This is a genomic window from Planococcus sp. PAMC 21323 (assembly GCF_000785555.1).
GTDB lineage: Bacteria > Bacillota > Bacilli > Bacillales_A > Planococcaceae > Planococcus.
This window is the reverse complement of the sequence record NZ_CP009129.1, coordinates 477,014-489,881: the sequence shown is the minus strand read 5'-3', so window position 1 is coordinate 489,881 and position 12,868 is coordinate 477,014. Positions and strand designations below refer to the sequence as shown.

The 12,868-nt window shown below is 41.7% G+C and carries 17 protein-coding genes; 6 read left to right on the top strand and 11 right to left on the bottom strand.

The window, feature by feature from the left end; translation table 11 throughout:
- Positions 1-25 precede the first annotated feature (25 nt).
- Together PLANO_RS02585 and PLANO_RS02580 are read left to right on the top strand one after the other, a co-directional pair.
- Positions 26-586, top strand: coding sequence for a sugar O-acetyltransferase (locus PLANO_RS02585; RefSeq protein ID WP_038702726.1), 561 nt, complete (start codon positions 26-28; stop codon positions 584-586).
- Between the two features lie 501 nt (positions 587-1,087).
- The gene (locus tag PLANO_RS02580; protein ID WP_038702724.1) at positions 1,088-1,444 is read left to right on the top strand and encodes a DUF1801 domain-containing protein; all 357 of its coding nucleotides are present in this window, start codon (positions 1,088-1,090) and stop codon (positions 1,442-1,444) included.
- Between the two features lie 37 nt (positions 1,445-1,481).
- On the opposite strand, the gene PLANO_RS02575 is transcribed toward PLANO_RS02580, so the two are convergent.
- The 6 genes from PLANO_RS02575 to PLANO_RS02550 all read right to left on the bottom strand — a co-directional run bounded on the left by PLANO_RS02575 (position 1,482) and on the right by PLANO_RS02550 (position 5,320).
- Positions 1,482-2,234, bottom strand: a complete 753-nt coding sequence (locus PLANO_RS02575) for a class I SAM-dependent methyltransferase (protein WP_038702722.1) — start codon at positions 2,232-2,234, stop codon at positions 1,482-1,484.
- A 17-nt stretch (positions 2,235-2,251) separates the two neighbouring features.
- Positions 2,252-2,536, bottom strand: coding sequence for a DUF5316 domain-containing protein (locus PLANO_RS02570; protein ID WP_038702720.1), 285 nt, complete (start codon positions 2,534-2,536; stop codon positions 2,252-2,254).
- Positions 2,537-2,644: 108 nt separating this feature from the next.
- Complete coding sequence (locus PLANO_RS02565; RefSeq protein ID WP_038702718.1) at positions 2,645-2,830, bottom strand: hypothetical protein; 186 nt, start codon at positions 2,828-2,830, stop codon at positions 2,645-2,647.
- Positions 2,831-2,935: 105 nt separating this feature from the next.
- Complete coding sequence (locus PLANO_RS02560) at positions 2,936-3,955, bottom strand: ABC transporter permease (RefSeq protein WP_038702716.1); 1,020 nt, start codon at positions 3,953-3,955, stop codon at positions 2,936-2,938.
- Positions 3,952-4,677 carry an ABC transporter ATP-binding protein gene (locus PLANO_RS02555; protein WP_038702714.1) on the bottom strand — a complete coding sequence of 242 codons (726 nt, stop codon included), beginning with the start codon at positions 4,675-4,677 and terminating at the stop codon, positions 3,952-3,954. Before PLANO_RS02555 ends, PLANO_RS02560 begins: the two co-directional genes overlap by 4 nt.
- A 103-nt stretch (positions 4,678-4,780) precedes the next feature.
- Positions 4,781-5,320 (bottom strand): GNAT family N-acetyltransferase, encoded by a 540-nt coding sequence (locus tag PLANO_RS02550; protein WP_038702712.1) that lies wholly within the window; start codon positions 5,318-5,320, stop codon positions 4,781-4,783.
- 192 nt (positions 5,321-5,512) lie between these two features.
- On the opposite strand from PLANO_RS02550, the gene PLANO_RS02545 reads away from it, so the two are divergent.
- From PLANO_RS02545 to PLANO_RS02535, 3 genes are all read left to right on the top strand, one after another.
- The gene (locus PLANO_RS02545; protein ID WP_038702710.1) at positions 5,513-5,767 is read left to right on the top strand and encodes an SHOCT domain-containing protein; all 255 of its coding nucleotides are present in this window, start codon (positions 5,513-5,515) and stop codon (positions 5,765-5,767) included.
- Between the two features lie 99 nt (positions 5,768-5,866).
- Positions 5,867-6,193 carry a four-helix bundle copper-binding protein gene (locus tag PLANO_RS02540; RefSeq protein ID WP_038702708.1) on the top strand — a complete coding sequence of 109 codons (327 nt, stop codon included), beginning with the start codon at positions 5,867-5,869 and terminating at the stop codon, positions 6,191-6,193.
- A 106-nt stretch (positions 6,194-6,299) separates the two neighbouring features.
- On the top strand, positions 6,300-7,778 hold the full coding sequence (locus PLANO_RS02535; protein ID WP_038702705.1) for a phytoene desaturase family protein: 1,479 nt from the start codon (positions 6,300-6,302) through the stop codon (positions 7,776-7,778).
- A gap of 32 nt (positions 7,779-7,810) precedes the next feature.
- On the opposite strand, the gene PLANO_RS02530 is transcribed toward PLANO_RS02535, so the two are convergent.
- Genes PLANO_RS02530 through PLANO_RS02520 form a run of 3 tightly spaced genes read right to left on the bottom strand, consistent with a single transcriptional unit; the run spans position 7,811 to position 10,817 of the window.
- On the bottom strand, positions 7,811-8,467 hold the full coding sequence (locus PLANO_RS02530) for a response regulator transcription factor (RefSeq protein WP_038702704.1): 657 nt from the start codon (positions 8,465-8,467) through the stop codon (positions 7,811-7,813).
- Between the two features lie 4 nt (positions 8,468-8,471).
- Positions 8,472-9,860 (bottom strand): sensor histidine kinase, encoded by a 1,389-nt coding sequence (locus tag PLANO_RS02525; protein WP_038702702.1) that lies wholly within the window; start codon positions 9,858-9,860, stop codon positions 8,472-8,474.
- 27 nt (positions 9,861-9,887) lie between these two features.
- Positions 9,888-10,817, bottom strand: coding sequence for a F510_1955 family glycosylhydrolase (locus tag PLANO_RS02520; protein WP_038702700.1), 930 nt, complete (start codon positions 10,815-10,817; stop codon positions 9,888-9,890).
- A 132-nt stretch (positions 10,818-10,949) separates the two neighbouring features.
- On the opposite strand from PLANO_RS02520, the gene PLANO_RS02515 reads away from it, so the two are divergent.
- A complete protein-coding gene (locus PLANO_RS02515) occupies positions 10,950-11,540 on the top strand; it encodes a YdhK family protein (RefSeq protein WP_038702698.1) in 591 nt (196 codons plus the stop codon).
- Positions 11,541-11,823: 283 nt separating this feature from the next.
- Here PLANO_RS02515 and PLANO_RS02505 read toward each other — a convergent pair whose 3' ends face one another.
- Together PLANO_RS02505 and PLANO_RS02500 are read right to left on the bottom strand one after the other, a co-directional pair.
- Positions 11,824-12,558, bottom strand: a complete 735-nt coding sequence (locus tag PLANO_RS02505) for an SIS domain-containing protein (protein ID WP_038702693.1) — start codon at positions 12,556-12,558, stop codon at positions 11,824-11,826.
- Between the two features lie 29 nt (positions 12,559-12,587).
- Entirely contained in the window at positions 12,588-12,857 is a 270-nt protein-coding gene (locus PLANO_RS02500) for an HPr family phosphocarrier protein (RefSeq protein ID WP_038702691.1), read from the bottom strand.
- Positions 12,858-12,868: the final 11 nt, after the last annotated feature.

Genomic DNA, 12,868 nt, shown 5'->3' with positions numbered 1-12,868 from the left:
CATAATTTTTCGGGGAGGTTAACGAATGTTAACGGAAAAAGAAAAAATGCTCGCTGGTGAAATGTACGATCCGCACGATTCAGAACTACGCCAAAAACGCATGAATGCTCGCCGTCTTAGCCGACTATTTAATGATACAACCGAAATGGACGGTCAAGATCGCAGCGATTTGCTGAAAAAATTACTTGGCTCAACCGGAGACAATATTCACGTCGAACCAACGATTCGCTGTGATTATGGATTTAATATTCACGTTGGCAATAATTTTTATGCTAATTTTGACTGCGTATTTCTCGATGTATGCGAAATCCGCATTGGGGATAACTGCATGATTTCTCCCGGAGTTCATATTTACACAGCGACTCATCCGCTAAATGCTGCTGCGCGAAATTCTGGCAAAGAATTTGGCAAGCCAGTCATAATTGGTGACAACGTATGGATTGGCGGTCGCGCCATTATTACCCCGGGTGTCACGATTGGCAACAATGCGATTATTGCGGCGGGGGCCGTAGTTACACAAGATGTTCTCCCTAATACCTTAGTAGGCGGTAACCCCGCTCGACTAATTAAACAAGTTGAAGAATAAAAGCAACGCGCTTTCACGCGTTGCTTTTATTTCACTTTCCATCATTATACAAATAAATTATAAAAAAGCGAGTTTTTTGGAAAAGTAATTCATATTTCTTTAGAACTCTTGCTTCTGAAAAAGGCTCGAAAAATATTTGTAAAAACCAAAAAAATTTAGGTGTAAGAATAGGGTAATTTTAAATTTAAACTGTAATCTTGCTAATCCTTTTTCCACTAGAAGCCTATCTTAGTCCGAAGTTGTCACTTATAGGATTGATTTAATTGCCGACCAATATTCTGTCAACTTACTGCTTAAATTTTAATTCTAACTGATGTACGGTATGATAGAGTCAGAAGATTTGGTAAAGAAAGCCTTCTTCGTAAATGTTGGTATATTTAGGAACAGGAAAAAAGTTTATCATGTTCGATGCACGCAAACGACATTATTGGTTTAACTTAACGGAGCACGATGTACAATTTTTACTCGTATCATCCAAAACGAATTAAGGGGAGACCGTCTATGCATCCAGTAAAAGATCCGCAAGTAGATGAATTTATTGAAAGACTAGAAAATCCGGTGCAAGACATCGTCTCAGAACTTCGCACATTGGTATTCGAAGCTTATCCAGAAATGGACGAAGGCTTTAAATGGGACAAGCCTAGTTATGCAAAAGAAGGTCTCGTCTGCTATATGCAAACGGCCAAAGGTCATGTCAATTTCGGCTTTTACCGCGGTGCTGAACTTCGCGACGAATCTAATTTACTCGAAGGTGACGGCAAAAAAATGCGTCACGTCCGCTTGAATAGAACTGATGAGATTAAGAGCGACGAGCTGAAGCTATTGATTTGGGATGCGGTGGAATTAAACCGAAAATAAAATAAGAAAACCGAGGCAGATTTCCGCCTCGGTTTTCTTATTTTGTCGCTTCAAAAGTAATGATGGAGTTTGCATTTTCGGGGTATTGATCAAATTGATAGCCAGATGAAATGTGGATTTTTTGAAATCCTATGTTTTCTAAAATGGTACGGAATTCTTCAACGCCGTACCAACGCATTGGATAACGTTCGAGTTCAGTTTCGATCAACTTCCCTTCGCGCCAACGTTCATAACGTCCTTGTGAAACAAAGGTTTGGTGAATCCAATCCACTTTGATTTTCTTACTTTCGACGGTTAACGTATCACCATTGAGCGCTTGCCACGTGCGTGTAGAAGTTTTCTCCAGTTCGACACCTGCTGGCACATCCAAGTCGACAATTAACCGTCCCCCTGTTTCCAAATGATTGTAGAAATTCTGAAGCGCTTTAAGCGATTTTTCACGCTCATCGAGCAACAGAAATGTCCCAGTCGGAATCACAATGGCCCCATATGTTCTATCAACCGAAAACGACTCCATTTTTGCATGAAATAAATTTGGATAGAATCCGTGTTTTTCACAATTGGTACGACACACCGTCAGCATTTCCTCGGATACATCAAAACCGTCTACTTCGAACCCTTTTTCAAGCAATGGCACAAGTAAACGACCAGTTCCAGTTGCTGGTTCCAAAATGCGACCTTTGCATGAACCGAGCCGCTCCAAGTAATATTCAATATCTCCGAACGAACTGCCAATTGGCTTATCGAGATCGTACACTTCCGACGACAACTTGCTGTAATACCCTAACAACGCCTCACCCCATCTTTTTATGAAATCACCGCTAAGTTGACGATTACCGCAAGTATATTCGGCACAGCCACCATCACTGCGTTTTTCATTTTCGTCACGCGCTGTTGCTTTTCGCGACGCTTTTCTGAACTTGTCGTTCTTGTCGATTTGTTTTTACCCGTGCCCAATGCCAAAACGCCCCATATCAATGCAACACCAGCAACAATGCCGCTGATCATGTAAACCAATGACCAATCATTTAGTAAATACGCCACTAACACGCCGATTAACGCAATCGCTGTTCCAACTAAAAAGTATTTCATTATGTTCTCTCCTTTAGATACTGTCTGTGGCTAAAATTCGCCTGCTCGTTAATTTTATCAAAAGTCACACGATAGAGGTAGTCGGAGAGTCGGAAATTTGTTTTCTTGTTATGAGTTGAGTAGGTTTGCTGATGTTAAATGAGGTTTTCGACCATTTTCATGGGTTGAGATTTTTACAGCAACTTTTGCGGCTTTTACACGAAATTTTAGCTCTCTTACATGAATTTTTGAACTCTTTACATGAACTTTTCCACTCTTTACACGCATAGAAAATTTCACAACATCTTTCCACAAAACCACCCCCCTTACAATGCCTAGCAGTTCGCATACGCGAACTGCGCTACCCCCTAAACCCCATAGAAAAAGCTGCCCATAAAAGCAGACAGCTAAAATACTTTATTATAATTTTCGATAGCGCTTTAAAGCGAAGATGTTCATAAAGATAAACACGACTGCAAATGCAGCAAGTGCCAATAAATTACTCGAGATATCCGCTAGCCCTTCTCCTCTATACATGATCGCTTTTAGGGCATCGGCTGCGTAATATAGCGGCATGATGCGGCTGAGATTTTGTAGCCAATCCGCCATCCCTTCAAGTGGAATAATACCGGCAAAAAAGATTTGTGGAATGACGACTATTGGGATAAATTGAACCATTTGGAATTCAGATGATGCGAATGTTGATAGTAAAATCCCTAGCGATAACGCCACTAATGCCAGCATTAAGTTGACAATAATCACATGCCATACTTGACCAATCATCACCATATCCAATACTTGTATCGAGTAAAATACTACGATAACGGTTTGGATAATGGCGAAAATACCGAAGCCTGTTAAATAAGCCAAAACGATTTCCCAGCGACGAATCGGCGTTGCTAACAACCGTTCGAGCGTTCCCGACACGCGTTCTTTTAACAACCCAATTCCTGAAATGAGAAAAACAAAGAAAAACACGAAAAAGCCTACGAGTACGGGTCCGAGTACGTCAAAAAATGCGGTATCTTTATCTCCAAAAACATATTCTGTTTCTATGCTTGGAGCGCTTTCTCCACCTTGCATCGCTGCGATTTGCGTAATTTTCATTAGTAATGCACGCGATGTGCTTGGATCGTTATTTTCTAATACTATTCGGAAACTACCGTCTTTTATTTCTAATAAGCCTGCTAAATTGTCCGAAACAATAGTTTGATTGTCGGCTGCATCGTAAGAAATTACATCAATTGATGCATCCTCCATCGCAGTAAGGAGCGGTTCATTTCCTCCAACGACTGCTAATCTTGGGTCTTCTGATTCGCCATTAAAGAAAAAATACATTAAGGTCAACACAATTAAAGGAGCAAAAAACAATAAAGCCATTGTCCGTTTATCACGAAGCAATTGCAACATAATCCGTTTAATCAGTGCCAAAGTTCTCATCGTGCAACCCTCCCTGCTTGCAGAAAGACTTCTTCTAAATTAGCTGCACGATAGGTAGTTTTTAGCTCATTTGGTGTCCCAGTCGCTAAAATCCCACCTTCACGCACCATAGCAATACGGTCGCATTTTTCTGCCTCGTCCATTACGTGAGTGGTTATGATAATCGTCTTCCCTTGCTCATTTTTTAGCGTCATCAATTCACGCCAAATGGAGATACGAAGTTCAGGGTCAATACCGACAGTCGGCTCATCCAAAATTAGAATTTGTGGGTCGTGGACTAATGCAATTGCTAAAGACAAGCGCCGCTTCATGCCACCTGAATAAGCTGCCACTTTTTTCCCAAGTTCATCAGTCAACTCAACCAAATTGGCAGCGTATGCGATACGTTTTTTCAAATCTGATTTTTTCATTTTGTATAGCGATGCAAAAAAACTTAGATTTTCTTTGCCCGTTAATTCGGGATACAAGGCGTCTTCTTGAGCCATATAGCCGATATTTTGAAGCAGTTTCAAATTAGGTACTCTTTTGCCCAGTACCTCAACTGTCCCATTTGTCGAGGATTCAATCCCGACAATCATCTTGACCAAGGTTGTTTTTCCTGATCCCGATGGTCCGATTAAACCAAAAATTTCGCCTTCTGCAATTTGTAAATCAACTTTTCTAAGTACATCTGTTTTACCATAAGCTTTACTAAGGTTATTGATGGAGATGCCATTATTCATGTACATTCCCTCCAGTCGAATAAAATCCTCTTGTTACTTTGTATTGTACGCTCATTTCAAAAAAAACAAAGCAGCGAGTTTGCTGCTTTGTTCAAATTTCTTTTTATTTCCATTCCTCGGCCAACATGCCGTAAACAACGTGATCGACGTAATGGTCGTATAACCACTCGGCTCGGCGGATTGTGCCTTCTTCTTTATAACCTAGACGCTCAGGAATACTGCGGCTTTTATGATTTTCTGCGGCTGCCCGAATTTCGACTTTGTTTAACTTGAGTTCCTTCAATGCATAATCAGTCAATGCTTTCGAAACGCGGGTCATGATGCCCTTCCCTTGATATTCTTGCCCGAGCCAATAGCCAATATAGGCCGTTTTGTTAGCGGAGTTGATGCTGTTAAAACCTCCAACTCCAACAATTTCTCCTTTGTATAAAATCGCTGTTCCAAGGGATGTTCCTTCAACAAAATTACTGCTACCGGATTTAATAAAATCTCTTGTGTCTTCTACTTTTGTTGTGAAATCAAGCCACGGAAGCCACTCTCTCAAGTACTCTCTCGATACGTCAGTGAGGCTGAAAATCCGTTCTGCATCTCGCATTTCCAAAACTTTGAGTGATAAGTCTTCGTCAATTTTATGTATGAACATGAAAAACACCCCTTTTATTGTATTCAGCTATCGTAGCATAATTCGTTTCTCTTCATGAATACACTTGCCACCAAATCTTTTGGTTTATTGCTTTTATTGAGGGGGTGAACTACACTATCCGTAAAGGCAACGTGCTGTTCATCTTTATAAAGTTCGCAATAAAAAAGTCTTAAAGAAAGTGAGTTGAAAACAATGCGAGAGTTTTTTACCCCGGGTAACCAAGCACTTGGCGTAACGATTGCTGTTGCGTTTGTTGCTATATTAACTTTAATTGGCATCGCTTTATGGGTCACATTGATCAAAGCGCGTAAAAATGCTGCGAGCACTGAACCACAGGAATCCGATCAGGCGATTGAAGCATTACGTCAACGTTATGTGCAAGGCGAGATTACTAAAGATCAATATGATGAGCAGTTACGTTCATTAAAAGAGTCATCAAAAACCTAATTGTGCAGATTTTATGGAGTTTGTTTATTCTGTTTATTTCCCAGATTAAAGGGAAGCTAAAAAGAAGAGAAACAAAATCTGAAAGTGGAGGTTTTATTGATGGCACATGAACAACATGCAGAACTAATTAAAACTTTGCACGATTGCGCAGCCGCGTGTAACCACTGTTTCGACGCTTGCTTACAAGAAGATGACGTAAAAATGATGGCGGGATGTATTCGTCTCGACCGAGAATGCGCGGATATTTGTGCGTACCTCGAGCACGCCATTACACGCAACTCCCCATTTGTTTCAGAACTTGCAACAGCTTGTGCAGCAATTTGTGAAGCTTGCGCAGAAGAATGTTCAAAACACGACCACGATCACTGCAAAAAATGTGCAGAAGCATGTGCAAAATGCGCAAAAGCTTGCCGTAACGTAGCATAATTCACTTTATCAAAAGCCCGGTTGCAGAGAGACTCTCTGCGACTGGGCTTTTGTATTGGCAGAAAAGCTTGCCTTTCGCCATAATAAAGCAAAGGAGTGGATTCGAATGACTCGACATGTATTGGTTGTAGGTGCGGGTATTGGTGGTTTAACAGCGGGTTCACTACTTGCAAAAGATGGGTGGTCCGTGACCCTACTCGAAGCATCTTCAGAGCTCGGTGGTTGCGCCAGTAAATTCAAACGTCATAAATACTTATTTCCCGTTGGTGCAACTCTCGGTATGGGTCTCGAACCTGGCGGCATTCACGAACGTATTTTTCGTTATCTTGGAAAACCGATGTCTATTGAGCCACTCGAACGCGTAATGGAAATGGTTCACCCGGATGCGACTTTCGTGTTTCATAAAGACCGGCAGCAACACGTTAAAGGCATCGTTGCTCTTTTCCCATCCCATAGCGAAAAAATTCAAGCATTCTATAAGGAAGTCTTTGCTGTAGCTACGACTGTCCGCACGTTAATGGATCCTCTTCCTGCCTTGCCTCCCGCAAACGCAAACGAGTGGGCTTATTTGGTTAAATCAATGCGACCGCAACATATGAAGCTGCTCCCTTATTTCAATCAAACCTTGGGTCAGCGTTTAAAAAAGCATGGCCTTAGCGAGTTGCACGAATTTAGGCATATGCTTGATGGTTTGTTGATAGATAGCATGCAAACTGGCAGTGAGGATGTTGCCTATTTACTTTCTGCAGTAGCGCTTGATATTTACCACGAAGGGGCCTATTACGTACCAGGGGGCTTGTATCGCTTTGCTGAATTAATGGGCGACAGCTTAACAGAAAATGGTGGCTTGTTGAAAAAACGACGAACAATCGAAAAACTAGAGCAACAAGGTGATGGATGGATTGCGACCGATCACCGCGGCAATCTATATGAAGCAACCGACGTTATTTTAAACTTGCCAATTCAGCAATTGACGAAAATATTTTCTCCTGAACTGGTCTCTAAACTAAAGGTATCTTTACGTGACGGCATTGCAGGAGAAACTTGGGCAACGTTGACACTATACCTAGCTGTTGATCTGACCAAACTAGACGAGCCATTGCCTGCATTCCGACAAATTTCGACTGGAGACGGACTTGCTGAAGGCGGACATTTCTTTATGTCTTCGTCTCTTCCTGGTGACGAATTGCGTGCACCTGAAGGCTTTCAAACAATAACAATTTCTACCCATTCGCGGATCGAAGAATGGGACAATCAAAAAAAATATGAAGCAACGAGAGAAGTCTTAACCGAACGCATGCTGCAAGCGATCCAGCAAGTGATTCCTGGATTTCGTGATGCGATTGTTCATATGGAAAGCGGTGCACCTAAAGCTTGGGAACGTTTCGCAGGCCGTGTAAACGGCTTTGTTGGCGGATTCCCTCAAACTTTAGATGCTGCTTTGTTTCATTCGATTTCTCACCATTCGGGACTGCCTAATCTATATGTTTGTGGCGATCATATTTTCCCAGGTGGTGGAACTATTGGAGCTGCTGCAAGTGGCATTCATGCAGCACGTTCGGTTTCTGGTAAGCGATTGATATAGAGAAAACCACTGCAGAAATCTGCAGTGGTTTTTTAATGAACCCATTTATAGCCAATTCCCCATACTGTCAAGAAATGATCGTCGACGGGAAATCCTGCTTGCCTAACTTTTTCTCGAATATTGCGGACATGCGAATCAACTGTTCGTCCCTCTGTTTCCGAGTCGAATCCCCAAATCAGTTCTAATAACCGATCACGTTCGAATACTTTATTTGGATTTTTAAGTAGCAATCCCAACATTGAAAATTCTTTCGGGGTCAGACGAATCGACTTTTGTTCATAAGTTAACTCGAAACTTTCTTCGTTCCAAAGTAAGCCTTTAAACTCAACCCGCTTTGTAGGAGCACTACGGCGGAGCAAAGCTTCCATACGCGCGAGCAATTCATCTTCGCCAAAAGGCTTTGTCATGTAGTCATCAGCACCGAGTCGAAGTCCTTTGACGACGTCTTCTTGTTGTTCGCGAGCTGTTAGCATAATAATCGGGACATCAGAAAACTTTCGGATGTCTCGACACACTTCCCAGCCGTCCATATCTGGCATCATAATATCAAGTAACACCAAATCGAAAGACTCCTTTTTTAATAATTCTAAAGCTTGTTTGCCATTGTCTGCTTTTGTGCATACGTAGTTATGTGGTTTTAAATAAAGGGCAACCAAATCGAGCATTCGTTTTTCATCGTCCACTAACATTACTTTATAAATGGTTTCCACCTCTTTTCAATCGAATGGTCACAGTTGTTCCTTTGCCAATTTGGCTGTCGATGTTGATCTGTCCACCGTGCGATTCGATAATTTCTTTAGCAATCGCCAATCCAAGTCCGGAACCGCCTCTTTCTCGCGATCTAGATTTTTCCACACGGTAAAGTCGGTCAAAAACGAATGGCAGCTCGTCTTCAGGTATGCCTTGCCCTTCGTCGCGAATTTGAATCACGATTTTGTCCTCTTCCTCTATACAAGTGATCATAACACTACCACCTGCAAATGAATGCTTACGGGCATTGTCTAAAATATTGAGCAATACTTGTTGAACACGTTCAGCGTCGATATAAGCTTGTAAGTCTTCCCCAGAATTTACGGACAAAGTAAGCTGCTCATCATCAAATGCTGGTTTAACTAAAATAGCTATGGAACTTAATAACGTTGCAATTGAGACGTTTTTTTGTTCAATAGTAAATTGATTACGATCCAATTTGGCCAAATCAAATAAATTCCCAATTAATAACGTTAAATGTGCTGTTTCTTCGCGGATAATAGTCAAGTATTCTTCCCGCTCTTTCTCTGTTGTGTCCCCGCGATCTAATATGTCAGCATAGCCTTTAATATAAGTTAACGGTGTCCGCAATTCATGCGAAATACTCGACAAAAATTCATTACGCGCTTTCTTTAATCGGTCGAGGTCTGTCGATAATTTGGTAATTGCATTGGCTAATTCGCCAAGCTCATCATTTCGTTCATTTGTTAAATCGACTTTATTATTACCTTGGCTTAACTGCTCTGTCGCCTCTTTCATGCGAATTAACGGCAGCGTAATAAATCGTGACAACAGTAAAACCGTAACAATTGTTAATACCAATGCGATAAGTGCTACTAGCAGAAATTGATTTTTTAAATGCCCGATGATGCGATCGATATTGTCAGTTGGCGAAAACATAAAGACATGACCTGCGTGTTGTCCATTAATTGTAATCGGACTATCGGTCGCGATATAACGTTTGTTTTGCCAACTTTCTTCGACAATTTCACCTTTAGTGGGTATTTCTTCAAATTCTGTATGATCAAGAACTGCCAGCATTTCTGGTTCTAGTGCATCCGAATTAACTAAGATTTCGCCATCTTTGTCGGTAATCACAACAATAAAATCAGTTGCCGCTTCCATCATGCCCACATGGCTCAACGTAACATCCTCAAAACTGTCAGCTAACACTTCGCTATGTGTTTCACCTCGGGCCAACAAATTTTCCATCACTTCGTCAACTCGTTCATTAACCAACGTTACATACAAGGTTGTAAACAAGAATGTTTCAATAATTAATATAAAGATAAAAAACAACAACCCGATTTTCAAAGATAGTTTATTGAACATAAGAACCCCCGCTGTTTTCTAGCTTTTTTATTGCTCTACTTGTCCAGCGTTTAAAATCTGCTTCCAGTCGCCATCTTCAAAAATAAATGCATGACCGACTGCGGTGTAAATGGAAAGTTGTTCTTGTTGGAGCGGATTTTGAGCGATATATAAAATCCCGTCTTCCGGTAAGTCAGGCAACTCGATTGACTCCTTATCGCCTGTCTTTATTGTATAGTTGATAAGCTCTGCTTGTGTACCGTACGTTGCGTAGTATAGCGACTCTTCATTAAAAAATACAGCCGTACCAAAAACACCATCTTCTGTCAGTAGCGAAAAGCTATCTCCGCCATCTTCCGATAAAAAAATACCATCTGTCGAAGCTGCCGCAATGAGTTGCGAATCATTTGGGTGCATCGCAAAAGCAGAAACTTCGCCTTCCAATCCAGATCCACTGACTTGTTTCCATTCTTCTCCTTCGTTTTCACTATGGTAATATCCAGGTCCCATTTGCGAATTTTCTTGTGGATTCAACACAAACATATGGTGATTGCGATAACCGACAGCCATATGATGAAAATCCGTTTCGCCTTCAAAGCCCATATGATCGAGTGAACGACCACCGTCTTTGCTGCGTTGGATACCGATTGGATTTTGCATCATCGAATCCGGTCCTGGATGACCAGATGTATAAAAGCCGTCCGCTACTGCATTAAATCCCATATAATCATTTGCGTGCTCGGTTTCTTCTAACCACTTTCCATTGCGATAAATTCGTAAGCCGTTATGCGTAGCAAAATACAAGCCTTCTTCATTTTCGATATAGCCCATGCCGTGAACATGATCAAATCGGCCATCAAATGCTACTTCAAATTCCTCTGAATTTTCATTGGTCTCGCTAGTTGATTCATCGTTTTGTGCACATCCAACAAGCAGCAACCCTGTCATTAAAGGAGTTAACATCCAGCGTGCTTTCATTTTATTCATCCTCCGATCGTTAGTTAGGTTCATTGTACAGGAAAAGTTTTGAGTTTTGGTGCAGATTCTGCACAGCAATTGCACAATTAGAGGGTAAAGTACACTTACTAACAAAATGAAAGAGGGATATAAATGATTAAAAAGAATTTTTTACTACTTACAATGTCGACTTTAACGGCAATTACGTTAGCGGCTTGCAGTGATACAGAAGAAGATATGAACCCCGTAGACCCGGAAACTGATGTTGAAATGAATGAAGAAAAAGGTGACGATGCGGGTCATGGCGGTATGGATCATTCTAGTTCTGGTGAAGTGCCTGAAGGCTTGGCAGAAGCGGATAGCCCAACATTTGAAGTTGGCAGTCAAGCGATTATTAAAGCTGATCATATGCCAGGAATGGATGGTGCTGAAGCGACGATCGTTGGCGCTTACGACACGACGGTTTACGCATTGAGCTTTACACCAACTACTGGTGGCGAACCTGTAGAAAATCATAAATGGGTCATTCATGAAGAGTTAGAAGATGCTGGCGACATGCCACTTTCAGCTGGAGACGAAGCGGTAATCACCGCAGATCATATGGAAGGCATGGACGGAGCCACTGCAACAATCGACACTGCGGAAGAAACTACGGTTTATATGGTCGACTTTGTGGACACTGAGAGCGGTGACGAAGTAACTAATCATAAATGGGTAACTGAAAGCGAATTATCTGCTGAATAACTGACGAAATCCCCTGCATGTTTGCAGGGGATTTTTTTGTGTGCGGAGGTTGTGCGTGGTTGGCTGGATTTATGCGCGGTCCAGCGGGAATATGCTCGCTCACCGAAACTTATGCACGCTCCAGCAGAAATATGCTCGTTCACCGAAACTTATGCACGCTCCAGCAGAAATATGCTCGTTCACCAAAACTTATGCACGCTCCAAAAGTCCAACACAAAAACGCAAAACCCTGATTACACAAAAAAGCACGGCAGAAAAATCTGCCGTGCGCTAAACCTAAACCTTAAGACAACAACGGAATTCGCTCGCTGTACTTATCGATCAACTTGTGATTATGTTCGTCTGACCCGTCGATATTGCCACTCAAGAATATCGGTGGCTCAAATCCGGCATCTGCCATTTCTTTAATAGCTTCTGCGAAAATTGCATTTAATATTGTGACACCGACTACTGTTGAAGTCGGACCAAATGGTATGTCAACACCCTCGTAGGATAATACAGCATCACCAGGGACAGAGTGATTGTCGATTACTAAATCTACTGAATTAAATAGATGCTTGCCCGTGCTATGTCGCGAGGACTGACTCACAGAATACGAAAGTGAGGTAATGCCAATAACAAATGCGCCTTTTTCACTCGCTGCTAAAGCTACGTCTACAGGCACAGGGTTACGACCAGATGTTGAGATGACAAAAACCACATCGTCTTTTTGAAAATCTTGATCTTTCAAGAAACTCGCTGCATAATCGTTTTTCCGCTCTAGCTCGGATGATTGGACGGCACCTTCATGCAACATTAACGGTTCTACGAAAATCGGCTTGATTGGTACCAATCCACCCGCACGGTAAAACACTTCTTCGGTTAAAATATGCGAGTGTCCGCAACCAAATAATTGAATGATGCCACCCGATTGGATGGCATCTGATACTTTTTTGGCAGCGAATAGCATTGCTGGTGTTTCATTTTTTTCAACAAGCTCTAGATGTTCTTGTGCTTGCTTGAAATAACTTTTTAACATTGTGACTCAACTCCACATCAAATAGGTGCTTATGCTTCCCCAAGTCCCTCAGCGATAATTAGTTCATCTACTTTCGCCATCAATGATTCTTCATCACTGCCGTCAGCTGTAATTTTAACTGTGTTGCCTTTTGAAACGCCAAGTGACATAACGCCCATGATGGATTTTAAGTTAACTTCTCTTTCTTTATAAAGCATTTTCACGTCAGCTGAAAACGGGGATACCGCTCCAACTAGTTTTGATGCTGGACGTGCATGTAACCCTTCGTCGCTTGTTATTGTATAAACTTTTTCAATCATGTTCATTTCTC

What these genes read in the sequence shown, in the direction of transcription:
- PLANO_RS02560 (WP_038702716.1), bottom strand. Translation starts at nt 3,955, where the DNA reads ATGAGAACTTTGGCACTGATTAAACGGATTATGTTGCAATTGCTTCGT.
- PLANO_RS02500 (WP_038702691.1), bottom strand. Translation starts at nt 12,857, where the DNA reads ATGATTGAAAAAGTTTATACAATAACAAGCGACGAAGGGTTACATGCA.
- PLANO_RS02530 (WP_038702704.1), bottom strand. Translation starts at nt 8,467, where the DNA reads ATGTTAGTGGACGATGAAAAACGAATGCTCGATTTGGTTGCCCTTTAT.
- PLANO_RS02515 (WP_038702698.1), top strand. Translation starts at nt 10,950, where the DNA reads ATGATTAAAAAGAATTTTTTACTACTTACAATGTCGACTTTAACGGCA.
- PLANO_RS02570 (WP_038702720.1), bottom strand. Translation starts at nt 2,536, where the DNA reads ATGAAATACTTTTTAGTTGGAACAGCGATTGCGTTAATCGGCGTGTTA.
- PLANO_RS02505 (WP_038702693.1), bottom strand. Translation starts at nt 12,558, where the DNA reads ATGTTAAAAAGTTATTTCAAGCAAGCACAAGAACATCTAGAGCTTGTT.
- PLANO_RS02555 (WP_038702714.1), bottom strand. Translation starts at nt 4,677, where the DNA reads ATGAATAATGGCATCTCCATCAATAACCTTAGTAAAGCTTATGGTAAA.
- PLANO_RS02520 (WP_038702700.1), bottom strand. Translation starts at nt 10,817, where the DNA reads ATGAAAGCACGCTGGATGTTAACTCCTTTAATGACAGGGTTGCTGCTT.
- PLANO_RS02585 (WP_038702726.1), top strand. Translation starts at nt 26, where the DNA reads ATGTTAACGGAAAAAGAAAAAATGCTCGCTGGTGAAATGTACGATCCG.
- PLANO_RS02545 (WP_038702710.1), top strand. Translation starts at nt 5,513, where the DNA reads ATGCGAGAGTTTTTTACCCCGGGTAACCAAGCACTTGGCGTAACGATT.
- PLANO_RS02550 (WP_038702712.1), bottom strand. Translation starts at nt 5,320, where the DNA reads ATGTTCATACATAAAATTGACGAAGACTTATCACTCAAAGTTTTGGAA.
- PLANO_RS02580 (WP_038702724.1), top strand. Translation starts at nt 1,088, where the DNA reads ATGCATCCAGTAAAAGATCCGCAAGTAGATGAATTTATTGAAAGACTA.
- PLANO_RS02525 (WP_038702702.1), bottom strand. Translation starts at nt 9,860, where the DNA reads ATGTTCAATAAACTATCTTTGAAAATCGGGTTGTTGTTTTTTATCTTT.
- PLANO_RS02535 (WP_038702705.1), top strand. Translation starts at nt 6,300, where the DNA reads ATGACTCGACATGTATTGGTTGTAGGTGCGGGTATTGGTGGTTTAACA.
- PLANO_RS02540 (WP_038702708.1), top strand. Translation starts at nt 5,867, where the DNA reads ATGGCACATGAACAACATGCAGAACTAATTAAAACTTTGCACGATTGC.